Here is a 22,213-nt window from a genome sequence, read left to right as displayed (position 1 = left end):
TCAGTTCGAGGGGGCGGGGAAAGTCAGTCGCGTCAACACTCCGTTAGACGCGGCAAGGGGCGGGACGGGATCGGATTCTGGGACCAGTTGCATGACGTAGATCGTCGCTTCGGCGTCGTCACCTTCGACGATGCCGGAATAGGTCACCATACGATACCCGTTAAGATCGATGTGGTCGTGGTCTTCTTCGGCGTTCAGTTCTTCATCGGCGTCATGGCCAATGTCGGCTTCGGTGCCTTCAAAGAAATCATTGGTCAGGCGGTCATCGGCCAGCGCAATCGCGCATTCGACCTGCAGACGGCCATCGGGCACCATATAGCCGGCCAATAGCAGCGTCGCGCCGTCCTGTTCCAAAATGGCGCGGCCGTTCATCAGTGTCATCGCATCAGCCGCCGCAGCGCCCGAACGATAGTCCATCATACCAGCCCAATCGGTTGGCTGAGGTGCATTGATCGGCAAAAACGCATCAATCAGGCGGGACATTGCGGCGATGCGATCATTCGCATCGGTCCAGCCTTCGGCCTGTAGGCCTGCTAGATAGGCGTTTTTACCAGAAAGAGGCACATAGCAGGTGTCAAATGGCGGCGACAACGGATCGGTGTCGGCTGCGCCATAAGCAAACGAGCTAAGTAAAATCAGACCCAGCGCAGCGATCAGCATCACAAAAACCCGAGGGGCAAGCGTATCGCGATCCGCGTTGAACTGGAAAAAGTTGCGAAGGCCACGCATATCAGCAGCCTCCGCCAATGGGTGTATGTGCCCATGCCATAGCAGCCGATGGGCGCGGGGCCTCGGCTGCTAGGAACATATGTTGGGCACGCGGGCGCATTATTCGCCTTTGATCGCTTTCATGACTGCTTCGCCCAGAGTTGCTGGGGAATCAGCGACAACGATACCAGCCGATTTCATGGCTTCGATTTTCGATTCCGCGTCACCTTTGCCGCCAGCGACGATCGCGCCAGCGTGGCCCATGCGGCGGCCTGGAGGTGCAGTACGACCAGCGATGAAGCCTGCGACTGGTTTCCAGCGGCCTTTTTTGCGCTGTTCGGCCAGGAACTCTGCAGCTTCTTCTTCTGCGGTACCACCGATTTCACCGATCATGATGATCGACTGGGTTTCATCATCGTCCAGGAACATGTCCAACACGTCGATGTGTTCGGTGCCTTTGATTGGGTCGCCGCCGATACCAACAGCAGTCGACTGGCCCAGACCGATGTCCGCAGTTTGTTTCACTGCTTCGTATGTCAGAGTGCCCGAACGGGACACAACGCCAACCGAACCACGGCGGTGGATGTGACCAGGCATGATGCCGATCTTACATGCGTCAGGTGTGATGATACCTGGGCAGTTAGGGCCGATCAGGCGCGATTTGGAATCTGCCAGCGCGCGCTTTACCTTCATCATGTCCAACACAGGAATGCCTTCGGTGATGCAGACGATCAGTTCCATTTCAGCGTCGATCGCTTCTAGGATCGAATCTGCCGCAAAGGGCGGAGGAACGTAGATCACCGATGCGTTCGCTTCGGTCACGTGCTTTGCTTCGTGAACCGAGTTGAACACAGGCAGGTCCAGATGCGATTGACCGCCTTTGCCTGGGGTCACACCGCCAACCATTTTGGTGCCGTATGCGATTGCCTGTTCCGAGTGGAACGTACCCTGCGAGCCGGTGAAGCCCTGACAGATCACTTTGGTATTTTCGTTAACAAGGATTGCCATTGTTCTTAGCCTTTCACCGCTTTCACGATTTTCTCTGCACCATCAGACAGGTTGTCAGCGGCGATAACGTTCAGGCCAGAGGTGTTGATGATCTCTTTGCCTTTTTCGACGTTGGTACCTTCCAAACGGACAACCAGTGGAACCTGCAGGCCGACTTCTTTAACGGCTGCAACAACGCCCTCTGCGATCACGTCACAACGCATGATGCCGCCGAAGATGTTGACCAAGATGCCTTTGACGTTCGGGTCAGAGGTGATGATTTTGAATGCTTCGGTGACTTTTTCTTTGGTAGCGCCGCCACCAACGTCAAGGAAGTTTGCAGGCTCTGCGCCGTACAGTTTGATGATGTCCATGGTGGCCATCGCCAGACCTGCACCGTTCACCATACAACCGATTTCACCGTCCAGAGCGATGTAGTTCAGGTCGAATTTCGACGCTTCTAGCTCTTTTGGGTCTTCTTCGGTGGTGTCGCGCAGTTCAGCGATGTCTGGCTGGCGGTAGATCGCGTTGCCGTCAAAGCCGACTTTCGCATCCAGAAGTTTCAGGTTGCCCGAACCTTCCAGAACGATCAGCGGGTTGATTTCCAGCTGTTCCATGTCTTTTTCGATGAACGCCTTGTACAGGATGCCCATCAGTTTAACGCATTCTTTAACCTGTGGACCTTCCAGACCCAGCGCGAACGCAACGCGGCGGCCGTGGTATGGTTGGTAACCGGTCGCCGGATCAACCGAGAACGACAGGATTTTTTCAGGGGTCGACGCAGCGACTTCTTCGATGTCCATGCCGCCTTCGGTCGAACATACGAACGACACGCGCGATGTCTGACGGTCGATCAGCAGGGCCAGATACAGTTCGCGTTCGATGTCGGAACCGTCTTCGATGTAGATGCGGTTGACTTGTTTGCCTGCAGGGCCGGTCTGGTGCGTGACCAGAGTTTTGCCCAGCATCTGTTTCGCCATCTCGGCTGCTTCCTCTACGGAAAACGCCAGACGAACGCCGCCTTTTTCACCGGCTTCTGGTTCTACGAATTTGCCTTTACCACGGCCACCGGCGTGGATCTGGGATTTCACAACCCAAAGTGGGCCGTCCAGTTCGCCTGCTGCGGTTTTTGCGTCTTCAGCCTTTAGAACAGCGCGACCGTCGGAAACGGGTGCGCCATAGCTGCGCAGTAGCGCTTTGGCCTGATATTCATGGATGTTCATCGAGTGTCCCTCGCTGTGCTTCGGTTTCGTCCCACTAAACACAACAATACGCCCAAAAGAACGTTTATTTTAACTGTGAGCGGTAAAACCCGACATTTGTGATCACAGTTTTAAAAAGTGTGATCACAAAATTCACCAGTGGGGGAAAGCGTTGTGAATACCCTTTGAGTCGTTGAACAGATCCAGCACAGCTTGATCGATGGTCCCACGCCGCACCAATTCTGCAATTGCGAATCCTGCGATGTCTTTGCTGCGCGTGACAAGCGACGCAATCTGAACGGTTGTGCGCAGTTGATGTTCGGTCCAGTCGCGAATGGTGCGCAAATCGCGGAAATAGATCGCATCGCCATCAACAATCTGACGCCGCCAACGCCGGCGTGTCGGCGCATCGCCCGATGACAAATGCAGTTTCATGATGCTGTCAAAATCATGGAGCCTGAACCCCTGACCGACCAGTTCCAATTGCAGATCACCAAAGTCCGGTTCGTTGTCATACAAAGGAAAGAAACGGACTTCGGTCCAGACGCACACCGCATCGGATAGTTTGTTCCGTCCGTTCGAAATGATGTTCAGTTCGCTGCCCTGTACGTCGATTTTCAGCATGTCGATTTGCGGGACGTCCACCAGATCATCCAACCGCGATGTTTCAACGCGAAATGTATCGCGCAGGGTCATATATTTCGCCAGATTGGTGGTCAGGTCGATGGTCGATTGATTGGGTCCGTAACAGGACGAAAACCCAGAACCGCGATAGACATTGAAATCGACGGGTTCGCCTGTGCCTAATGCGTTCGGGAAATAGGTTTCGTCGTCTGACTTCACCTTGTTCAACTTTGCCAAAGCGTCAGGTTGGGGTTCAAATCCTGTCACCCGCGCAAGCCCCTGTTCCAACATAGGCGCATAGGGCGCGGCGTTGTCGATCGGGTTTGCGCCAATGTCGCAGACTTCGATTTTTTTCAGAGGAGCAGCCGCCAATAAAACGGTTTTCAGATTGGCATCCATTGGAACCCTTTGATCTGCGCGCAGGCATTGGCGACAGCAAAATTGGATAGCCAGTTTTGCATCAACGCAACGGTTTCTTGTTCGTGGATCAGGTGGTCGGTCACCTGACATTCATTCATGTTTCGCCGATTATAAAACTGGTGATTTCGATTAACGGGGTTGTCCGTCGCCGCAAACCACCCATCACCGCGTTCCTGTTTTCGGGCAAACATTTCGGGCGTTCGGATGATGAAATGGATGACTTGCGCCAATTTCCACGGCTCCAAACCTTGGTATTTGATGCGGTTGTAGGGCGGGCCGTCATTTGACAAAAAACCGTCCTGCGCCGTGTGGCCAGAGGAATTGATGTACCGATATGTGTCATGCGACATGGTTTCAGACACCAATGGCCGATGAATCGACAGACCCGCGATATGTTCGTTCACGCGAAACAGCGTTTTACCTTGGCGCCAGCCTGCCTCGTCGATGTCTTGGGCCCATGTAAACGCGGGCGAGATGTGACGACCGGGAAATCTGGCGTTGTGGCTATCACCATAATATCGCCACGCCACGGCCATTGCGTCAAAACTCTGATCGTTGATCAGGTCATCCAGTTTTCGGTCGCCCATCGACGGTAGCAAAAATTCATCGCTATCCAGCCACATGACCCAATCGCCATGGGCGAAATGACCCGCATTCCACGCGATATTGGCAGCGTTGCGTTGGGGGCTTTCGTTTTCGGGAACAGCGTGGCGGTAATGTTCAACAGCCCCAATATCATGCAACGCATCCAGCAAAACATCGGACCCATCGGTACAGTCGTTGGAATAAACGATGACGCGATCAAAGCCCAACACACGATGATAGGCGACCCATTCCAGCAAGAATGGACCTTCGTTTCGTTGGGCACTGAACAGAATTTTCGTCAATCAACTACGCCGAATAAATATGTGTTTGCCCTGTGTCGCCGTGGCGATCGCGCCGTGCAAGTCTGGCGCGAACGATCAGGACTGCGATTTGGGTGCTGGTTTTGCTTCGTCTTTGCGGCGACGGGCGCTGGCCCCTCCGCCGATGTGACCGCAATAGCCCGGTTGCAGATACGCAACGTGTTTGCCCATCTGGCGGAAATGGATCGAAACCTTTTTTTCGCCGCGGAACTGGCTGAAACCACCGATTTCTTTCCACAAGGACAGACGCGAAATATGTGGGTTGAACGTGTACCCGTGCCAATCCGGATCAATATTGTCCATCCGATTGATCAGGTGACCCGCAACGGTTTCATCCATCACCTGTTCGGCCTTTTCGGGTTTTAATTTAAAGTCAGCCAGCGCACGCAGGCACACCATCGACACATCGCTGTCGGCATCCAGCACATCGATCGCCGGTTGGACAAAATCGCAATTGGTGAATCCCCAGTCGTCTTCGATATGGAAAACATAGGGCGTTTTGACATGTTCGTAGATCGCGTCGATGGCTTTGGTGTGGCCAATGCGACCGCCTTTGTCGATCAGGGTGCCATTTGGCCAAAGGCTGTGAAACATGTCGTTGGTTTCAGTGTCGCCAAAATCATTGATCGCAACAATCGGCAGCGATTGTAATTCGGGGCTCAGGCTTTCGAATGTTTCCTGCAATAGGTCGGGGCGCAGGCCCATCGTGATGCAGGTAGTGATCTTGTCGGTCCAGCTCATTCGTTATGCCTGTTGGTTATTCTTTTGGTTGATTGCCTGTAAATAAGCCAAAATTGTCGGGTTTAAGCAACCGTAGTTTGTTGAAGATACAGCAACAAAAAAGGCCCGCAGCATGTGCGGGCCTTTGAAAATTGATCTAATCGCAGATTATGCCAGCGACGAGTCGATGCCTTTGCATGCGTCGACCAGACCTTTAACGGCGTCGACCGATTTGTCGAACATCTCTTGCTCTTCTTTGTTCAGCTTGATGTCGATGACTTTTTCGATGCCGTTCGCGCCGATCACGGTTGGAACGCCAACGTACATGCCTTTGACGCCGATTTCGCCGTCACAGTATGCTGCACATGGCAGAACGCGCTTTTGGTCTTTCAGGTAGGCTTCGGCCATTTCGATTGCCGAAGTCGCAGGTGCGTAGAATGCCGAACCTGTTTTCAGCAGGCCAACGATTTCTGCGCCGCCGTCACGGGTACGCTGAACGATTGCGTCCAGTTTTTCCTGTGTGGTCCAGCCCATTTCAACCAGATCTGGCAGAGGGATACCGCCAACGGTCGAATAACGAACCGAAGGAACCATGGTGTCGCCGTGGCCGCCCAGAACGAATGCGGTAACGTCTTTCATCGATACGTTGAATTCGGTCGCCAAGAAGTGCGAGAAGCGAGCCGAGTCCAGAACGCCAGCCATGCCGCAAACTTTGTTTGTTGGCAGACCCGAGAACTGCTGCAGAGCCCAAACCATCGCGTCCAGCGGGTTGGTGATGCAGATAACGAATGCGTTTGGCGCGTGCTCTTTGATGCCTTCGCCAACGGATTTCATGACTTTCAGGTTGATGCCCAGCAGGTCGTCGCGGGACATGCCTGGTTTACGTGGAACACCTGCGGTCACGATGCAAACGTCTGCGCCAGCAATATCAGCGTAGTCGTTGGTGCCTTTGAACGTTCCGTCGAAACCTTCCGAAGGGCCGGATTCAGCGATGTCTAGCGCTTTGCCCTGTGGGGTGCCTTCGGCGATGTCGAACAGGACAACGTCGCCCAGTTCTTTGATCGCAGCCAGGTGAGCAAGCGTGCCACCGATTTGGCCAGCGCCGATGAGGGCAATCTTTGGTCGAGCCATAATTCCATCCTTAATAAGGGTTGTGGTCGGCGCAAGGGGTAGACCTTTGGCGCGAAGCAATCAAGGGTGCCGCGGTGCGGCAATTAAAATCACCTGTTAGATAAGGGATGTTTGCGCTAAAGTTCGGCACACAATTGTATGCCGAACGGCAATTTGATCAAGAATCATGCAACTGATTCTTCGGTTTTGGGGGAAATATGGTCGATATTTGGTTCTGGGTCGCAGCAGTGATTGCTGCGATCAGCGTCGGTTTGAGCAAGGGCGGTCTGGCATCTTTGGGGACTGTGGCGGTGCCGATTATGGCGCTGGTTATGGATCCGATCATGGCCGCTGGCATGCTGCTGCCTGTCTATATCGTGTCCGATATTTTCGGCGTTTATACCTATCGCAAGGCCTATGACATGCCCGTTTTAAAGATCGTTTTGATCGGCGGCACGTTGGGCGTTATCGCGGGCGGTTTGCTGGCTTCCATCGTGCCCAAAGCCGCCGTGACGTTGATGGTTGGTGTGATCGGCGCGGTCTTTACCCTGAATTTCATCCTTCGCCGCGGCCGCGAAGTGCCGCCCGCACCATTGAATAAACCCAAAGGTGTTTTCTGGATGGCGGTGTCTGGTTTCACCAGTTTTGTCAGCCACGCAGGCGCGCCGCCCTATCAGATGTTCGTGCTGCCACTTAAGTTGGATAAACTGGTGTTCGCGGGCACAACGACCATTGGGTTTGCCTATATCAACGCGATCAAATTGGTCCCTTATGCGATGTTGGGCCAGATCAACCTAAGCAGTTTACGCAATGCGGCGATCCTGATGATCCCTGCGGTGATTTCCGTTTTCGTGGGCGTCAAATTGGTCAAAGTGATCCCGGAAAAGATATTCTTTAATTTTGTGGTGATCACGCTGGGGTTGGTGTCGATCAAATTGATCTACGACGCAATCGGGCAATTCTAATAGAAAAGGCCGCCCACATTGGGGCGGCCGAAACTCGTTAACAGTCGTCTGAATTACGATGCTTGGTACTCTGGCATTTCGGCCAGAACTTCGGCGCTGGCGCTCATGTAAACGCGCATGTCGTCGCCATCGGTTTCTTCTAGGATCTGTAGATCGTCATAGGCGACCTCGACCGGTTTTGCGCCCAGACCCAAGAAACCGCCCACGTCCAGAATAACAGCGTCGATGTCGCCGTCAGCGGTCAGAACGATGTCGCTGATGGTGCCCAGATCTTCGTCTTCCATGTTGGTGACGTCTTGGCCGATCAGCATATCGGCAGTCAGTTCGCCCACCGCAACGCTGCTGTAGCCATCGATCATGATGATGTCGTCGCTACCTACGGTCGCAACAACGGTCGCGTCAGAGTCTGTCATCGCGTCGATTTCATCCATCGCATCATCTGCAGCATCCGCGATCGAGGTTTGCGCTTCGTCAATTGTTGCGCCCAGACCGGTTTCGGCTTCGGCGGTCGCATCCATTTCTGCTGACATGGTGTCGCCAACTTGTGCATCCATTTCGGTCGAAACGGCGGCGTGGGATTCGGCCAGAGCAGGGCCAGCAATCATCAGGGCAGCAGCGGAGGTCAGTAGAATGTTTTTCATAATGTATTCCTTTATCTGTCGCCGGTGCGTCACCGGCATTTGCAGACACAACACCGTTTCCGTCGAAAAAGTTGCGAGAAAAGATATAATAAATTCAGGGAACTTTCGGCTGGTTGCCGCGTTTCGGGCGCGTTCTTTCTAGATAATAAGTCGAAGTGTCGCTGCGTTGCGGCAAATTTCCCTTTGAATGAATCGGTTATGTATGTTCATTTCTGCGCAACAATATTGCGAGGTAGAATCATGTCCGACCGTCCATTCCGTTCCGCACTGTATATTCCGGGTTCCAAAGATCGCGCTTTGGACAAAGCACGCGGTCTGCCTGTCGATGCGATCCTGTTCGATCTAGAGGACGCCGTCGCGCCAGATGAAAAGGTGAACGCCCGTGAAACGCTGGCGGCGGCGCTGTCTGCTGGCGGCTATGGCGCGCGCTACCGCGTTGTCCGCGTGAACGGTCTGGATACCGAATGGGGCGAAGCGGACTGCAAAGCCGCCGCTGCGATGGATTGCGACGCCGTTCTGGTGCCAAAGGTAAACAGCCCTGCAGACGTGGATGCCGTTGCCGCGCTGGTTGGCGATAAAAAGATCTGGGCGATGATGGAAACGCCGCTGGGTGTGATCAACGCCGCGTCGATTGCGGCGCATGACCGTATCGAAGGGTTCGTTTTGGGCACCAACGATCTGGCCAAAGACCTGAACACCCGCAAATCCGACAACCGCGAACCGCTGCTGTACAGCCTGCAGGCCTGTCTGGTTGCGGCCAAGGCATACGGCGTGGTTGCGATCGACGGCGTTTATAACGCGTTCAAAGATGACGAAGGTCTGAAAATCGAATGCGATCAGGGCCGCGACATGGGTTTTGACGGTAAATCGCTGATCCACCCTGCGCAGGTTGAAATCACCAACACCGCATTTGCCCCGACCGAGGCTGAAATCGAACTGGCCGAACGTCAGATCGCTGCCTTTGAAGAGGCCGAAAAACAGGGTCTGGGTGTCGCCGTTGTGGATGGCAAGATCGTAGAAAACTTGCATATCGTCACAGCCAAGGCCACGCTGGCCAAAGCCGCAGCAATTGCTGCCATCGAAAGCTAACAGGGCGGATCATTTCGCCCGAAAGGGAATGAAATGATCCTTCTTATCTTAGGCGTTCTGTTATGGTCGGTCGCTCATCTGTTCAAACGACTGTCGCCCGCGCGGCGCAATGCTTTAGGGGCAAAGGGGCGGGGGCCCATCGCCTTGGCTTTGCTGCTGTCCGTGGTGCTGATGGTCGTGGGCTATCGGATGTGGTGGGCCGGTCCGGCCTATGCGCCGCCCGTTTGGGGCACGCACCTGAACAACCTGTTGATGTTGTTCGCGGTTTACCTGTTCGCCGCGGCGGGCATGAAAACGGCGATCACGCGCAAAATCAGGCATCCGCAGCTGACGGGCGTCAAACTATGGGCCGTCGCGCACCTGTTGGCGAACGGCGATTGGGCGTCTGTGGTTCTGTTCGGCGGTTTGCTGATCTGGGCCGTAGTCGAGGTGATTTTGATCAGCCGCGCGACCACATGGGAAAAACCCGCGCCCGCGCCAATGGGCAAAGAAATCGGTGCGGTCGTTGGGACCGTGTTGGTTTACAGCGTAATTGCCTATATCCACGTCCTGCTGGGCTACATGCCCTTTGGTTAATCCCGCGCCCCATTGGGTCGCGGCCAGTACAGGATGCGACCCGATGAAGGCCTATCGTTTTCTATCCGAAGATGACACCGCAGATTTCTGCCACAAAGTCACCGAAGCTCTGAGCAAAGGCTGGGAGCTATATGGCGATCCCACCTATTCCTTTGACGCGGCCCGCGGCGTGATGCGCTGTGGTCAGGCCGTCGTGAAAGAGGTGGATGCCGAATATTCACGAGAGATAAAACTGGGACAGCTATGACCAAAACCAATCCGGGACGTTTTTTCGAAGATTATCAGGTAGGGCAGGTGATCAAACACGCTGTCCCGCGCACCGTCGCCGAAGGCGAACGCGCGTTGTACCACGCGCTATATCCTGCACGTCACGCGCTGTATTCGTCGGACGTGTTCGCCGCTGATTGCGGTTTGGACGGATCGCCCGTGGATGACCTGATCGCGTTTCACGTGGTCTTTGGCAAAACTGTTCCGGATGTATCGCTGAACGCGGTGGCCAACCTGGGCTATGCCGAAGGTCGCTGGCTGCTGCCCGTTTACCCCGGCGATACTCTGCGGTCGGAATCCGAGGTGATCGGGGTCAAAGAAAACTCGAACGGTAAAACCGGCGTTGTTTACGTGCGTACTCGCGGCATCAACCAAAACGACGATGTGGTTCTGGAATACGTGCGCTGGGTTATGGTTCGCAAAGGCAACATCGATGCCCCAGCGCCGGAAACCGTGCTGCCCGATCTGAAAAAGGTTCTGTCGGTTGACGATCTGATCATCCCCGAAGGCCTGACATTTGAAAACTATGATTTCGATCTGGCCGGCGAACAGCATCGTTGGGGTGATTATGCCGTTGGCGAAGTCATCGACCACGTAGATGGCGTCACGATCGAAGAGGCCGAACACATGCTGGCCACGCGCCTGTGGCAAAACACGGCCAAGGTGCACTTTGACCTGACATTCCGCCCCGAAGGTCGTCTGATCTATGGCGGTCACGTGATTTCGATGGCCCGCGCGCTGTCGTTCAACGGTCTGGCCAATGCGCAGATGATCGTTGGACTGAATGGCGGCGCGCATGCGAACCCATGTTTCTCGGGTGATACGATCAAGGCGTGGACCGAAGTGTTGGACAAAGCTGAAACCGATGTTCCGGGCGTTGGTGCGATCCGCCTGCGTCTGGTCGCAACCAAAGACGGCACCGTCGGAGAGCTGAAGGGCGAGGACGGAAAATACAAATCCGGCGTCCTGCTAGACCTCGATTATTGGGCGCTAATGCCTGTCTAAAACGCCTAAGCGTCGCGAATCGCGGCGCTTTTTCATGACTAAAATAGTCGGAAATTTATTTGTGATCACAGGCGGAAAACTCGTGATCACAAACTGCTGTTTTAGCGCTAACTGCGTCAGTTTTTCATCAATTGTCCTGATCGGATAGCGTGACAGAACCGTAAAAACCGTTAGAAGAGTAGCCAATGACCCGCACGCGGGCGCGACTTTGTCGTTCGTCCCGCAACGCCCAATGACATAGGGGACAAAAATGGCAGAAAAAACCCAAGGCGTTCAACGCCCACTTTCGCCGCACTTGCAAATTTACCGTTGGCAGATTCCGATGCTGACGTCGATCCTGACACGCGTCACCGGCAACGCGCTGATCGTGTCGACCATTCTGGTGGTTTGGTGGCTGATCGCCGCTGCAACCAGCGAAGCCTATTTCAATATCGCAAATGCTGTTCTGACATCGTTCATCGGTGATATTGTCATGACCCTGTCGGCGCTGGGCGTTTGGTACCACTTCCTCGCTGGTCTGCGTCACCTGTATTATGATGCAGGCAAAGGCCTGGACATTCCAACCGCTGAAAAGCTGGGCTGGGCGTGTCTGATCGGATCGGTCGTTCTGACCATCATCACTGTAATTATCGTCTAAGGGGTCCACGATGCGTTATCTGACCGCCCGTAAACGTGCCGAAGGTAAAGGCGCCGCACATTCTGGCACCGAACATCACTGGTACATGACCGTCAGCGCCGTAGGTCTGGCACTGATTATCCCTGCTTTTCTCTATGTCTTTGGCAAGGCGCTGGGCAGCGACTACGCCACTGTTCAGGCGACCTTTGCGCGTCCGATCCCTGCGATCCTGACGGCGCTGGTTTTGGTGTTCGGCCTGAAACACTTTAACAAAGGCTTTCAGATCATGATCGAAGACTACACCGGCGGCATCGCCCGCAAGGCGTGGATTTCGCTGATGACTGCATTCACCTATGGCCTGATGGCGACTGGCCTGTTCGCTCTGGCGAAGCTGGCTCTGTAAGGAATACGACCAATGGCATCTTACGAATACGAAACACACGAATATGACGTTGTCGTAATCGGCGCTGGTGGCGCTGGTCTGCGTGCAACGCTGGGTATGGCCGAACAGGGCCTGCGCACCGCATGTATTTCCAAAGTTTTCCCAACCCGTTCGCACACTGTTGCGGCGCAGGGTGGTATTGCGGCATCGCTGGGCAACATGGGCCCAGACAGCTGGCAGTGGCACATGTACGACACCGTCAAAGGGTCGGACTGGCTGGGCGATACCGACGCGATGGAATATCTGGCGCGCGAAGCCCCCAAAGCTGTTTACGAACTGGAACACTATGGCGTTCCGTTCAGCCGTACCGAAGAAGGTAAAATCTATCAGCGTCCGTTCGGCGGTCACACCACCGAATTCGGCGAAGGCCCGCCCGTACAGCGTACCTGTGCTGCTGCTGACCGTACCGGTCACGCGATCTTGCACACGCTGTATGGTCAGTCGCTGAAAAACAACGCTGAATTTTACATCGAATATTTCGCGATCGACCTGATCATGAGCGATGACGGCCAGTGTACCGGTGTTGTCTGCTGGAAACTGGACGACGGTACGTTCCACGTATTCAACGCGAAAATGGTTGTTCTGGCGACCGGCGGTTACGGACGTGCCTATTTCTCCGCTACCTCGGCGCACACCTGTACGGGTGACGGCGGCGGCATGGTTGCACGTGCTGGTCTGGCTCTGCAGGACATGGAATTCGTTCAGTTCCACCCAACCGGCATCTACGGTTCGGGCTGTCTGATCACCGAAGGCGCACGCGGCGAAGGTGGTTATCTGACCAACTCCGAAGGCGAACGTTTCATGGAACGTTACGCGCCAAACTACAAAGACTTGGCGCCACGTGACTATGTTTCGCGTTCGATGACCATGGAAATCCGCGAAGGCCGCGGCGTTGGTAAAGACGGTGATCACATTCACCTGCACCTGAACCACCTGCCAGCCGAAGCATTGGCAGAACGTCTGCCAGGCATTTCGGAATCGGCGAAAATCTTTGCTGGTGTTGACGTGACCAAAGAACCAATTCCGGTTCTGCCAACGGTTCACTACAACATGGGCGGCATTCCAACCAACTATTGGGGCGAAGTGCTGAACCCAACCGCTGACAACCCAACCGGCATCGTGCCTGGCCTGATGGCCGTGGGCGAAGCGGGCTGTGCGTCGGTACACGGTGCAAACCGTCTGGGTTCGAACTCTTTGATCGACCTTGTTGTGTTTGGCCGCGCCGCTGCGATCCGCGCAGGTCAGGTTGTCGACCCGAACTCGGCAAACCCTGTCCTGAACCAAGCGTCCATCGACAAAGCGTTCGACCGTTTCGACGGCCTGCGTCACGCCAAAGGCAACATGGCAACCGCCGAGCTGCGTTTGGAAATGCAGAAAACCATGCAGGCAGATGCGGCCGTGTTCCGTACCGCCAAAACCATGGCTGAAGGCGTTGAAAAGATGACCGCAATCGCGGGCAAAATGGACGATCTGTCGGTCACCGACCGCAGCCTTGTCTGGAACTCGGATCTGATGGAAACGTTGGAACTGACCAACCTGATGCCGAACGCGCTGGCAACCATCGCAGGCGCCGCAGCACGCGAAGAATCGCGCGGTGCGCACGCCCACGAGGATTTCCCGAACCGCGACGACGAAAAGTGGCGCGTTCACACCGTTGCGCGCGTGAACGACACGCAGGTTGACCTGTCCTATCGTCCGGTGATCACCGATCCGCTGACCACCGAAGATCAGGGCGGCATCAGCCTGAAAACCATCGCACCAAAGGCGCGTACGTTCTAATGCGGACGGCGGTGCTGCTATTGGCGATTTCCCCCGTTTGGATTGTCGGTTGCGGCAAGACAGTGGTGGAACATTCGGCGACCACGGTTGCCGAATGCGCCGCGCAGTACAACGCTGCACCCAGCCCCCAGACATTGGCGGCCTATCAGCAATGCCTGACTATGATCGGTGCGAATGTACCGCAGGCTGCGTTCGATGATCCGACCATGGCGGCGTATCTGGAACCTGTTGGCGAACAACGGCAACCCGTACAGCTACAGGCGCCTAGCCTGTACTGCACTGGCGGCTCTAGCTTTATGCAAGGGGGGGCAGGGTATTGTATCGGTGGTTTCTGATCGGTTCTCTGGTTGCTGTTGCGGCCTGTGGTCCGATTGCACCTGAACGCGCAGCCCAGATTTGCGAAGAACGCGCCCAACGCGCTGATGGCCCATTTGGGAATGTCACGCTGGGGACGAATTCAAAATCGGGTGCATATGCATCGGGTGAAATCGGGATTTCCACGGACTACCTGCGTGGGACCGATCCGATGACTGTTTACGAACGTTGCGTTGTTGACCTGACGGGCACTGGCCCGATCCGGCCACCATCGCTGTAAAAGGAGAGTGATAAGATGAAACAGATCATTCTGGCATGTTGTGCCGCGGCCGCGATTGCGGGGTGCACCATGACCGACACTCTGACTGAAAAAGCCGAAGTGGCGCAGACAGACATGGCCTATGCCGTGATCGTGCCTGTGTTGATGCAAACCGAATTGCCAGGTGGCGTATCGATCCCGCGCGGGGTTGCTGAACCAATGGCGCGCTGCATCACAGAAAATGCTACCGTTTCCGAACTGTCGTCGCTTGCTGCGGCATCGGTGACGGGTCCGACCGCCGATACGAACTATATCGTTTCGAATATTCTTAACCGTGCCTCCACCACGACCTGCGCGACCGCTGCGCTGTCGGGTGGTGCCAGTGCCTAAGACTAGGAGCCTGACCCATGGTCCAATTCTCCCTTCCTAAAAACAGCCGTATGACGGTTGGCAAAACCTGGCCCAAACCCGAGGGTGCAACCAACGTCCGCAAATTCCAGATCTACCGCTGGAACCCAGACGACGGCAAAAACCCTGCGATCGACACCTATTTCGTCGATATGGATGACTGCGGCCCGATGGTTCTGGACGCGCTGATCTACATCAAGAACAAGATCGACGCGACCCTGACATTCCGTCGTTCGTGCCGCGAAGGCATCTGTGGGTCCTGTGCAATGAACATCGACGGCCGTAACACGCTGGCATGTATCTACGGCATGGATGAAATCAAAGGCGACGTGAAAATCTATCCGCTGCCGCACATGCCAGTGGTCAAAGACCTGATCCCAGATCTGACCCATTTCTACGCACAGCACGCATCGATCATGCCGTGGCTGGAAACCAAAACCAACCGCCCAGCAAAAGAGTGGAAGCAGTCCATCGAGGACCGCAAGAAACTGGATGGTCTGTATGAATGCGTGATGTGCGCATCTTGCTCGACCTCGTGCCCTAGCTACTGGTGGAACTCGGATAAATATCTGGGCCCAGCTGCGCTGTTGCACGCATATCGCTGGATCATCGACAGCCGTGATGAGGCAACCGGTGAACGTCTGGACGAACTGGAAGATCCGTTCAAACTGTACCGTTGCCATACCATCATGAACTGCGCAAAAACCTGTCCAAAGGGTCTGAACCCAGCAGAGGCAATTGCGAACATCAAAAAGATGATGGTCGATCGTCACGTCTAATCGACGCCAAACGATTTGAAAGGCCCCGCTTTGGCGGGGCTTTTTGTTTTTGGGGATTGTGGTCGCTGCGCGGATTTGTATCGTTTGATCAAATATCAGGAGCCGACCATGACCCGTGACCCGCAACAGGCACCCGCTGATGCAGATGACCGCCGCGCTATTGCGCCCGTCATTTGTTATCCGAATAACGCTTTGCCGCCCGCCGATGTTGCGGGTTATCGCGCGGCCTTGCAGACGGCCATGGCAGGGGACGCTGTCATTGCGCCGCCACGTGATGCCGCATCCATTTTAGTGCCTGCGGGGTCGATCCTGCGCATTGGGTGCCCTGATGGCCCGCAGGTGGGCGATTTAAATCTGTTTAATGCCAATAATCTGAAAGAGCATTTCTTTTCTGGAAAAACGCGCGCCATTCACGGAACGCACGTGACTGTTGGGCATCGTTTATGGTCGAATTTTCCGTATCTACGCCCAATCGCTACCGTCATTAATGATACTTTGGAATGGTACGGTGTCGATGAATTTGGCGGACGCGTTCATGATGTTATCGGAACGCGCTGCGATCCCTACACGGGCCGCGCGTTGGGTGGTCCTAATTATCATTATTGCTGCCATTCAAATTTAACGCGGGCATTGGCCGATCATCAGGGAATGCCTTTAGATCAGGCTGAACCGTATGTGCACGACGTATTAAATGTATTTATGTGCACGGGTTTCACACGCGATACCGGACAATATTTTATGAAAGCCAGCCCCGTTAGGGCAGGGGATTATATCGATCTATTTGCCGAAATAGATTTGTTGGCCGTGCTCAGCGCCTGCCCTGGCGGAGATTGCAGTAGCGAACATTCGTCCGACACGGCGGCCTGCTATCCGCTGTCGATGCAGGTATTTACGCCGCAAAAAGGGGCGCTGCCGAATTGGCAATCGCCCCCTTTAAATCCCTATGACCGTAGTCACGGGCGCTAATTAGATAGCAAAGCTTTCGATGTCGGTGCCTGCGGCTTCGGCATCTTTGATCCACTGTGGTTTGCGACCACGACCGGACCACGTTTGCGTTGCATCAGCAGGATTGCGGTATTTCGCTGCGGCTTTGGCTTTGGGGGCTTTGGCGCCACCTGCCAGTTCTTCTAATGAAAAACCGAATTCAGCTGCGGCTTTGGCTGCGGCTTCGCGGGCGGCTTTTAATTCGCGCGCGCCAACACGCGACAGAGCTTTTTCTACGTCTGCGCGCAGTTGTTCCAGCTCTTTGCGGGACATGGATTCCAGATCGAATGACATTATCGTTCCTTTTCGAGTGATAAAAAGGAACATGCCCCTAATTAATTAAATAATCAATTAGGGGCGTATTAAATTAAGCCGCTTTTTCGGATGGATCGACCAAGGTGACAATGTCATCCATAATACGGTTTAATTCGAAATCTTTGGGCGTATAAACGCGAGAAACGCCCATTTCGATCAATTTTTGCGCGTCTTCGTCCGGAATAATGCCACCTGCAATGACTGGAATGTGATCCAGCCCTTTTGCTTTCAGCTTTTCCACGACTTCGCTGATAAGCGGCAAATGCGATCCCGAAAGGATCGATAGGCCAATAACGTGGGCATCGTCGCGTTCGGCGGCTTCGATGATTTCATCGGGCGTTAGGCGAATGCCTTCGTAGGTGATGTCCATGCCGCAGTCACGCGCGCGGGCGGCGATTTGTTCGGCGCCGTTCGAATGGCCATCCAGACCAGGCTTGCCAACAATGAATTTCAAGGGACGGCCCAGTTTGCCCGACACATTTGCAACGCGGTCGCGGATGTCGTCCAAACCTTCGGTGCGGTTCGACGGGTTTTTCGACACGCCGGTTGGGGCGCGGTATTGGCCGAACACCTGACGGATCGCTTCGGCCCATTCGCCAGTCGTCACGCCTGCTTTGGCAGCGGCGATCGACGGGATCATGATGTTTGTGCCGTCTTTGGCGGCGGCTGACAGATCGGCCAATGCTTTGGCGACTGCATCTGCATCACGGGACGATTTCCAGTCGTTCAGGCGTTCGATCTGTTCGGCCTCGACCGCAGGATCAACGGTCATGATCGCGTCATCGCCCGATGTCAGCGGCGAAGGTTCGCCCTGCTGCCATTTGTTCACGCCGACAACGGTGGTTTCGCCCGCTTCGATGTTGTTGATGCGATTGCCGTTGGATTCGACCAGTCGGGATTTCATGTATTCGATCGACTGAACCGCGCCGCCCATACCGTCGATGGTGGCTAGCTCTTCGCGAGCGCCCTCTTTCAACGCGGCAACCTTGCGTTCGACGGCTGGGTTGTTGTCGAACAGGTCTTCGTATTCCAGCAGGTCGGTTTCATAGGCCATGATCTGCTGCATACGTAGGGACCACTGTTGGTCCCATGGGCGCGGGAGGCCTAGGGCTTCGTTCCATGCGGGCAGCTGAACCGCGCGGGCACGCGCGTTTTTCGACAGCGTCACAGCCAGCATTTCGATCAAAATGCGGTAGACGTTGTTTTCAGGCTGCTGTTCGGTCAGGCCAAGGCTGTTGACCTGAACGCCGTAACGGAAACGGCGCATTTTCGGGTCTTCGACGCCGTAACGTTCCTGACAAATTTCATCCCACAGTTCGACGAATGCGCGCATTTTGCACATTTCGGTCACGAAACGGATGCCTGCGTTCACAAAGAACGAAATGCGGCCAACCATGTTGGGGAAATGTTCGGCTGGAACTTTGTCCTTTAGGTCGTCCAGAACGGCCGTGGCGGTGGCCAATGCGAATGCCAGCTCTTCCTCTGGTGTCGCGCCTGCCTCTTGCAAGTGGTAGGAACAGACGTTCATCGGGTTCCATTTCGGCAGGTTTTCACGGGTATAGGCGGCCACGTCCGTGATCATGCGCAGGGATGGTTTGGGTGGGCAGATATAGGTGCCGCGCGACAGGTATTCTTTGATGATGTCGTTCTGTACAGTGCCTTGCAGTTTGGACACGTCCGCGCCCTGTTCTTCGGCCACGGCGATGTATAGCGACAACAGCCAAGGCGCGGTCGCGTTGATCGTCATCGATGTGTTCATCTGTTCCAACGGGATCTGGTCGAACAGCGCGCGCATATCCCCTAGGTGGCAGACGGGCACGCCCACCTTGCCGACTTCGCCGCGCGAAAGGCGGTGATCGGAATCATATCCGGTCTGGGTTGGCAGGTCGAAAGCGACCGATAGACCGGTCTGACCTTTTGCCAGGTTCGAACGATACAAAGCGTTGGACGCAGAGGCGGTCGAGTGACCCGCATAGGTCCGGAACAGCCATGGACGATCTTTCTGCGCTTGCGACATCTTGGGCCTCCTAAGAATCTGTTGAGTAATTTTATTACCCTCAGGAATTGAATACGGAAACAAAGCATCCCTGTCAATTCGCTGCAACGCGGCGTCAGCCTATTGTCGAATATCCGTTTTCAGTCCATTGTCCGCCCGATGACTACGCCCGTGACATTGCCGCTATGGCTTTTGGTTTTGATTGTGCTCTTCGCGGCGGTAACGTTCGCGTCGCATTTTCTGTTTCCATCGGTCCGCTGGTTTTTCCGTCGGCGCATGGAACGCGCGGTGTCGCGGTTGAACAAACGCCTGACGCGGCCGATCGAACCGTTCAAATTGGCGCGCCGTTACGACACGATCCAGCGCGTCATTTATGACCCCGAAGTCACCAAAGCGATCCACCGTGCCGCGCGTGTCGAAGGTATTCCCGAAAACGTGGCATCCGAACGTGCCCGCAGATATGCCCGCGAAATCGTGCCCAGTTTTTCCGCGACCGTTTATTTCGGGATCGGAACGCGCCTATCACGGTGGCTATCGCGCGCGTTCTATAAGATCCGACTGGGGTCTTTGGACCGCAGTGAATTGGCGGCGATGGACCCGAACGCCACATTGGTGTTCGTCATCAACCACCGCAGCAACATGGACTACGTTCTGATCACGCATATGATCAGCAGCGCGGGAACGCTGGCCTATGCGGTGGGTGAATGGGCGCGTGTTTGGCCGTTGTCGTGGCTGGTGCGTGCGATGGGGGCCTATTTCATTCGTCGCGGATCACATGGGCAGCTATATCGGGCTGTTTTGTCTGCATATGTGCGTTTGGCCACGCAAAACGGCGTTTCTCAGGCGTTTTTCCCCGAAGGCGGGTTGTCTTTGACCGGTGCGATGGGGCGGCCAAAGCTGGGATTGCTGAGCTATATGATCGAAGGCTGGGACGCCGATGATCGCGATGTCATCTTTGTTCCTGTGGCGCTGAATTATGACCGCGTCCCCGAAGATCGTATTTTGGTCCGTGCCGCGCAGACGGGTGAACGAAAATTCCGGCCTTCGTTTGGTGCGGCTGTGCTGGCGATTCCTGTGACGATTTGGCGGGCGATCAGATTGAAATTCACGCCCTTTGGAACGGCTGCGGTTGGATTTGGCAAACCGTTGGTTCTGTCGGAATTCATGAAATCATCGGGCAGCCACGCGGTCGAACAGCTGGCTGAAAATCTTATGGGGCGTATGGCGGACACGGTGCCTTTGGTCCCGACGCCATTGGTCGCGCGGGCGATTTTGGCGGGCGCGGATACGGCGGCAAAGATCGAAAACCATATCGCAGGCACACTAGATATATATGCGGCTCGCGGTGGTGCGTTGCCTAGGCGCGGACCAAAAGGGTTGGCCAAAGAAGGCATCGCCCTGTTTGTCGCCCGCAAGATTCTGGTCCAATCGGGCGAGAAATATTCTGTCGCGGAAGGCGAGATGCCGTTGATAGAATATTACGCCTCATCCATCGCGCACCATTTCGATCACTGATTTTACCGACATTAGTCGCACAGATGACCCGCGCCGCCCCGTGCAGCGCGGTTTTTTCGTGAATCTGGGCTAAAATCGGCTTTTTACGCTGCGTTGCGGAAGAAATAAAATTACAAAGATCAAAACAGAATGATTGTAATCTTTCGCGCAAGATTGTATCTCTGCAGTACAGCGTCCGATTCTGCGACGCAGCAAATTTGAAACAATCGACCGATGGAGAGACCGATGGCCCTCGATTACGATGCACCGAAAAAAGACCTCTACGAGGTTGGTGAAATCCCTCCGCTCGGCCATGTGCCGGCACAAATGTACGCGTGGGCAATCCGCCGCGAACGTCATGGTGAACCTGACAAATCGTTTCAGGTAGAAGTTGTGGAAACCCCGAAACTGGACGCGAACGAAGTTCTGGTTTTGGTGATGGCTGCTGGCGTTAATTATAACGGCGTCTGGGCTGGTCTGGGCGTTCCGATTTCGCCATTCGACGGCCACGGCGCGGATTACCACATCGCAGGTTCCGACGCGTCCGGCATCATCTGGGCCGTTGGCGACAAGGTGAAAAACTGGAAAGTCGGCGACGAAGTTGTCATCCACTGTAACCAGGACGATGGCGACGACGAAGAATGCAACGGCGGCGACCCGATGTATTCCCCGACCCAGCGTATCTGGGGCTATGAAACCCCTGATGGTTCGTTCGCACAGTTCACCCGCGTTCAGGCGCAACAGCTGCTGCCGCGTCCTAAACACCTGACTTGGGAAGAGTCCGCTTGCTACACCCTGACGCTGGCGACCGCATATCGCATGCTGTTCGGCCACGCGCCACACGACATCAAACCTGGTCAGCACGTTCTGGTTTGGGGCGCATCGGGTGGTCTGGGTTCGTTTGCTGTTCAGTTGGCCAAAGCCGCTGGCGCGCATGCAATCGGTGTCATCTCGGATGAATCGAAACGCGACTTTGTTATGTCGATGGGTGCCAAAGGCGTCATCAACCGCAAAGATTTCAACTGCTGGGGTCAGCTGCCTACGGTAAACACGCCAGAATATGACGCGTGGTTCAAAGAAGCGCGCCGTTTCGGCAAAGCGATCTGGGAATTCACCGGCAAAGGCAACAACGTAGACATCGTGTTCGAACACCCAGGTGAATCGACGTTCCCAGTGTCCAACCTTGTCTGTAAAAAAGGCGGCATGGTTGTGATCTGCGCGGGTACAACCGGTTTCAACTGTACCTTCGACGTTCGCTACACGTGGATGCACCAGAAACGCCTGCAGGGTTCGCACTTTGCCCACCTGAAACAGGCAGCATCCGCGAACCGTCTGGTCTGCGAAGAAAAAATCGATCCGTGCATGTCCGAAGTGTTCCCATGGGCCGAAATCCCTGACGCACACATCAAAATGCTGCGCAACCAGCACTTGCCAGGCAACATGGCAGTTCTGGTTCAGGCCCAAGAAACCGGCCTGCGCACATTCGAGGAAGTGTTGGAACGTTCCGGCAAATAAATTGCGAACGATCTGAATAGAAACGCGGGGCCATCGGTCCCGCGTTTTGCGTTTGGTATCTGGTGCCTGTCGCGGGGGCGCTGTAGGGTCGC

Annotated in this window: 25 protein-coding genes; 15 read left to right on the top strand and 10 right to left on the bottom strand. The window is 55.1% G+C overall.

What is annotated here, in order from left to right; all coding sequences use genetic code 11:
* From ACXAGA_RS03170 to mdh, 7 genes are all read right to left on the bottom strand, one after another.
* On the bottom strand, window positions 1-729 hold the full coding sequence (locus ACXAGA_RS03170; RefSeq protein ID WP_475116054.1) for a hypothetical protein: 729 nt from the start codon (window positions 727-729) through the stop codon (window positions 1-3).
* A gap of 99 nt (window positions 730-828) precedes the next feature.
* A complete protein-coding gene (sucD, locus tag ACXAGA_RS03165; protein ID WP_475116053.1) occupies window positions 829-1,716 on the bottom strand; it encodes a succinate--CoA ligase subunit alpha in 888 nt (295 codons plus the stop codon).
* Window positions 1,717-1,721: 5 nt separating this feature from the next.
* Window positions 1,722-2,918, bottom strand: coding sequence for an ADP-forming succinate--CoA ligase subunit beta (sucC, locus tag ACXAGA_RS03160; protein WP_086451440.1), 1,197 nt, complete (start codon window positions 2,916-2,918; stop codon window positions 1,722-1,724).
* Between the two features lie 132 nt (window positions 2,919-3,050).
* Window positions 3,051-3,920, bottom strand: coding sequence for an FkbM family methyltransferase (locus ACXAGA_RS03155; RefSeq protein WP_475116052.1), 870 nt, complete (start codon window positions 3,918-3,920; stop codon window positions 3,051-3,053).
* Window positions 3,905-4,828, bottom strand: a complete 924-nt coding sequence (locus ACXAGA_RS03150; RefSeq protein WP_475116051.1) for a glycosyltransferase family 2 protein — start codon at window positions 4,826-4,828, stop codon at window positions 3,905-3,907. The genes ACXAGA_RS03155 and ACXAGA_RS03150 overlap by 16 nt, the downstream gene beginning before the upstream one ends.
* Before the next feature lie 75 nt (window positions 4,829-4,903).
* The gene (locus tag ACXAGA_RS03145) at window positions 4,904-5,587 is read right to left on the bottom strand and encodes a hypothetical protein (protein WP_475116050.1); all 684 of its coding nucleotides are present in this window, start codon (window positions 5,585-5,587) and stop codon (window positions 4,904-4,906) included.
* Window positions 5,588-5,734: 147 nt separating this feature from the next.
* Window positions 5,735-6,697, bottom strand: coding sequence for a malate dehydrogenase (gene mdh / locus ACXAGA_RS03140; RefSeq protein ID WP_086451443.1), 963 nt, complete (start codon window positions 6,695-6,697; stop codon window positions 5,735-5,737).
* 197 nt (window positions 6,698-6,894) lie between these two features.
* On the opposite strand from mdh, the gene ACXAGA_RS03135 reads away from it, so the two are divergent.
* Window positions 6,895-7,641, top strand: a complete 747-nt coding sequence (locus ACXAGA_RS03135) for a sulfite exporter TauE/SafE family protein (RefSeq protein ID WP_475116049.1) — start codon at window positions 6,895-6,897, stop codon at window positions 7,639-7,641.
* A 53-nt stretch (window positions 7,642-7,694) separates the two neighbouring features.
* Here ACXAGA_RS03135 and ACXAGA_RS03130 read toward each other — a convergent pair whose 3' ends face one another.
* Entirely contained in the window at window positions 7,695-8,282 is a 588-nt protein-coding gene (locus tag ACXAGA_RS03130; protein ID WP_475116048.1) for a PRC-barrel domain-containing protein, read from the bottom strand.
* A gap of 240 nt (window positions 8,283-8,522) precedes the next feature.
* Between ACXAGA_RS03130 and ACXAGA_RS03125 the strand changes: the two genes are divergently transcribed.
* From ACXAGA_RS03125 to ACXAGA_RS03070, 12 genes are all read left to right on the top strand, one after another.
* On the top strand, window positions 8,523-9,371 hold the full coding sequence (locus ACXAGA_RS03125) for an HpcH/HpaI aldolase/citrate lyase family protein (protein WP_475116047.1): 849 nt from the start codon (window positions 8,523-8,525) through the stop codon (window positions 9,369-9,371).
* A 33-nt stretch (window positions 9,372-9,404) separates the two neighbouring features.
* Complete coding sequence (locus ACXAGA_RS03120; RefSeq protein ID WP_475116046.1) at window positions 9,405-9,947, top strand: NnrU family protein; 543 nt, start codon at window positions 9,405-9,407, stop codon at window positions 9,945-9,947.
* 43 nt (window positions 9,948-9,990) lie between these two features.
* Complete coding sequence (locus ACXAGA_RS03115; protein WP_086451448.1) at window positions 9,991-10,194, top strand: DUF1737 domain-containing protein; 204 nt, start codon at window positions 9,991-9,993, stop codon at window positions 10,192-10,194.
* The gene (locus tag ACXAGA_RS03110) at window positions 10,191-11,219 is read left to right on the top strand and encodes a MaoC family dehydratase (RefSeq protein WP_475116045.1); all 1,029 of its coding nucleotides are present in this window, start codon (window positions 10,191-10,193) and stop codon (window positions 11,217-11,219) included. Before ACXAGA_RS03115 ends, ACXAGA_RS03110 begins: the two co-directional genes overlap by 4 nt.
* Window positions 11,220-11,469: 250 nt before the next feature.
* Window positions 11,470-11,856 carry a succinate dehydrogenase, cytochrome b556 subunit gene (gene sdhC / locus ACXAGA_RS03105; RefSeq protein WP_475116044.1) on the top strand — a complete coding sequence of 129 codons (387 nt, stop codon included), beginning with the start codon at window positions 11,470-11,472 and terminating at the stop codon, window positions 11,854-11,856.
* Window positions 11,857-11,866: 10 nt separating this feature from the next.
* On the top strand, window positions 11,867-12,238 hold the full coding sequence (gene sdhD, locus ACXAGA_RS03100; RefSeq protein ID WP_475116043.1) for a succinate dehydrogenase, hydrophobic membrane anchor protein: 372 nt from the start codon (window positions 11,867-11,869) through the stop codon (window positions 12,236-12,238).
* Between the two features lie 12 nt (window positions 12,239-12,250).
* Window positions 12,251-14,056 carry a succinate dehydrogenase flavoprotein subunit gene (gene sdhA, locus ACXAGA_RS03095; protein WP_475116042.1) on the top strand — a complete coding sequence of 602 codons (1,806 nt, stop codon included), beginning with the start codon at window positions 12,251-12,253 and terminating at the stop codon, window positions 14,054-14,056.
* The gene (locus ACXAGA_RS03090) at window positions 14,056-14,391 is read left to right on the top strand and encodes a hypothetical protein (RefSeq protein WP_475116041.1); all 336 of its coding nucleotides are present in this window, start codon (window positions 14,056-14,058) and stop codon (window positions 14,389-14,391) included. Before sdhA ends, ACXAGA_RS03090 begins: the two co-directional genes overlap by 1 nt.
* Entirely contained in the window at window positions 14,373-14,651 is a 279-nt protein-coding gene (locus tag ACXAGA_RS03085; RefSeq protein WP_475116040.1) for a hypothetical protein, read from the top strand. The genes ACXAGA_RS03090 and ACXAGA_RS03085 overlap by 19 nt, the downstream gene beginning before the upstream one ends.
* Before the next feature lie 15 nt (window positions 14,652-14,666).
* Complete coding sequence (locus ACXAGA_RS03080) at window positions 14,667-15,020, top strand: hypothetical protein (RefSeq protein ID WP_475116039.1); 354 nt, start codon at window positions 14,667-14,669, stop codon at window positions 15,018-15,020.
* A 17-nt stretch (window positions 15,021-15,037) separates the two neighbouring features.
* Window positions 15,038-15,817, top strand: a complete 780-nt coding sequence (locus tag ACXAGA_RS03075; protein WP_475116038.1) for a succinate dehydrogenase iron-sulfur subunit — start codon at window positions 15,038-15,040, stop codon at window positions 15,815-15,817.
* Between the two features lie 108 nt (window positions 15,818-15,925).
* Window positions 15,926-16,783: an urea carboxylase-associated family protein gene (locus tag ACXAGA_RS03070; RefSeq protein WP_475116037.1), complete on the top strand. Its 858-nt coding sequence runs from the start codon at window positions 15,926-15,928 to the stop codon at window positions 16,781-16,783.
* Here the strand turns inward: ACXAGA_RS03070 and ACXAGA_RS03065 are convergent, their stop codons facing one another.
* Together ACXAGA_RS03065 and ACXAGA_RS03060 are read right to left on the bottom strand one after the other, a co-directional pair.
* A complete protein-coding gene (locus ACXAGA_RS03065) occupies window positions 16,784-17,095 on the bottom strand; it encodes an H-NS histone family protein (RefSeq protein WP_475116036.1) in 312 nt (103 codons plus the stop codon).
* Window positions 17,096-17,168: 73 nt separating this feature from the next.
* Window positions 17,169-19,133, bottom strand: a complete 1,965-nt coding sequence (locus ACXAGA_RS03060; RefSeq protein ID WP_475116035.1) for a protein meaA — start codon at window positions 19,131-19,133, stop codon at window positions 17,169-17,171.
* A gap of 102 nt (window positions 19,134-19,235) precedes the next feature.
* Here ACXAGA_RS03060 and ACXAGA_RS03055 point away from each other — a divergent pair, with 102 nt between their 5' ends.
* Together ACXAGA_RS03055 and ccrA are read left to right on the top strand one after the other, a co-directional pair.
* A complete protein-coding gene (locus ACXAGA_RS03055) occupies window positions 19,236-20,627 on the top strand; it encodes a 1-acyl-sn-glycerol-3-phosphate acyltransferase (RefSeq protein WP_475116034.1) in 1,392 nt (463 codons plus the stop codon).
* Between the two features lie 225 nt (window positions 20,628-20,852).
* Window positions 20,853-22,121, top strand: a complete 1,269-nt coding sequence (gene ccrA, locus ACXAGA_RS03050) for a crotonyl-CoA carboxylase/reductase (RefSeq protein ID WP_475116033.1) — start codon at window positions 20,853-20,855, stop codon at window positions 22,119-22,121.
* The last annotated feature ends 92 nt before the right edge of the window (window positions 22,122-22,213 follow it).

Source organism: Marivivens sp. ABH4_498 (genome assembly GCF_056160585.1).
Note: the sequence above shows the minus strand (reverse complement) of the source record. Positions and strands in the feature narration are given on the sequence as shown.

Coding starts and splice junctions, on each gene's coding strand:
- ACXAGA_RS03170 (WP_475116054.1), bottom strand. CDS start 729: ATGCGTGGCCTTCGCAACTTTTTCCAGTTCAACGCGGATCGCGATACG.
- sucD (WP_475116053.1), bottom strand. CDS start 1,716: ATGGCAATCCTTGTTAACGAAAATACCAAAGTGATCTGTCAGGGCTTC.
- sucC (WP_086451440.1), bottom strand. CDS start 2,918: ATGAACATCCATGAATATCAGGCCAAAGCGCTACTGCGCAGCTATGGC.
- ACXAGA_RS03155 (WP_475116052.1), bottom strand. CDS start 3,920: ATGGATGCCAATCTGAAAACCGTTTTATTGGCGGCTGCTCCTCTGAAA.
- ACXAGA_RS03145 (WP_475116050.1), bottom strand. CDS start 5,587: ATGAGCTGGACCGACAAGATCACTACCTGCATCACGATGGGCCTGCGC.
- mdh (WP_086451443.1), bottom strand. CDS start 6,697: ATGGCTCGACCAAAGATTGCCCTCATCGGCGCTGGCCAAATCGGTGGC.
- ACXAGA_RS03135 (WP_475116049.1), top strand. CDS start 6,895: ATGGTCGATATTTGGTTCTGGGTCGCAGCAGTGATTGCTGCGATCAGC.
- ACXAGA_RS03130 (WP_475116048.1), bottom strand. CDS start 8,282: ATGAAAAACATTCTACTGACCTCCGCTGCTGCCCTGATGATTGCTGGC.
- ACXAGA_RS03125 (WP_475116047.1), top strand. CDS start 8,523: ATGTCCGACCGTCCATTCCGTTCCGCACTGTATATTCCGGGTTCCAAA.
- ACXAGA_RS03120 (WP_475116046.1), top strand. CDS start 9,405: ATGATCCTTCTTATCTTAGGCGTTCTGTTATGGTCGGTCGCTCATCTG.
- ACXAGA_RS03115 (WP_086451448.1), top strand. CDS start 9,991: ATGAAGGCCTATCGTTTTCTATCCGAAGATGACACCGCAGATTTCTGC.
- ACXAGA_RS03110 (WP_475116045.1), top strand. CDS start 10,191: ATGACCAAAACCAATCCGGGACGTTTTTTCGAAGATTATCAGGTAGGG.
- sdhC (WP_475116044.1), top strand. CDS start 11,470: ATGGCAGAAAAAACCCAAGGCGTTCAACGCCCACTTTCGCCGCACTTG.
- sdhD (WP_475116043.1), top strand. CDS start 11,867: ATGCGTTATCTGACCGCCCGTAAACGTGCCGAAGGTAAAGGCGCCGCA.
- sdhA (WP_475116042.1), top strand. CDS start 12,251: ATGGCATCTTACGAATACGAAACACACGAATATGACGTTGTCGTAATC.
- ACXAGA_RS03090 (WP_475116041.1), top strand. CDS start 14,056: ATGCGGACGGCGGTGCTGCTATTGGCGATTTCCCCCGTTTGGATTGTC.
- ACXAGA_RS03080 (WP_475116039.1), top strand. CDS start 14,667: ATGAAACAGATCATTCTGGCATGTTGTGCCGCGGCCGCGATTGCGGGG.
- ACXAGA_RS03075 (WP_475116038.1), top strand. CDS start 15,038: ATGGTCCAATTCTCCCTTCCTAAAAACAGCCGTATGACGGTTGGCAAA.
- ACXAGA_RS03070 (WP_475116037.1), top strand. CDS start 15,926: ATGACCCGTGACCCGCAACAGGCACCCGCTGATGCAGATGACCGCCGC.
- ACXAGA_RS03065 (WP_475116036.1), bottom strand. CDS start 17,095: ATGTCATTCGATCTGGAATCCATGTCCCGCAAAGAGCTGGAACAACTG.
- ACXAGA_RS03060 (WP_475116035.1), bottom strand. CDS start 19,133: ATGTCGCAAGCGCAGAAAGATCGTCCATGGCTGTTCCGGACCTATGCG.
- ccrA (WP_475116033.1), top strand. CDS start 20,853: ATGGCCCTCGATTACGATGCACCGAAAAAAGACCTCTACGAGGTTGGT.